Source organism: Cobetia sp. SIMBA_158 (assembly GCF_046566945.1).
In the GTDB taxonomy this organism is placed as follows: Bacteria; Pseudomonadota; Gammaproteobacteria; order Pseudomonadales; family Halomonadaceae; genus Cobetia; species Cobetia amphilecti.
In genome coordinates this window covers 1-257 of the sequence record NZ_JAWJYL010000662.1, presented here as the reverse complement: position 1 = coordinate 257, position 257 = coordinate 1, and the positions used below count along the sequence as shown (strand labels likewise).

Genomic DNA, 257 nt, shown 5'->3' with positions numbered 1-257 from the left:
ATGGCATGTCGTCGGCTGCAAGGCTTGGCTCGGTTTGGCCAACTGCAACCACTTTGCCTAATATTGGGTTACCACGTTTTGGGTAGCCTGCAATAGTAAATACATGGCTGTGATCGGCAGTCACCACAATCAGCGTTTCTTCTGGGTTAGTGCTGTCCATAGCGGCTTTAACGGCTTTAGCAAATTCAATGGTGTCGTTAAGCGCGTTGTATGCATTGCCTGCGTGGTGTGCATGATCTATTCGCCCGGCCTCTACC

1 protein-coding gene is annotated in these 257 nt (G+C 50.6%); it reads right to left on the bottom strand.

The features are described from left to right. Positions 1-257: alkaline phosphatase (locus R2R70_RS21485; RefSeq protein ID WP_410979121.1), on the bottom strand; the 257-nt coding region annotated here is incomplete at both ends.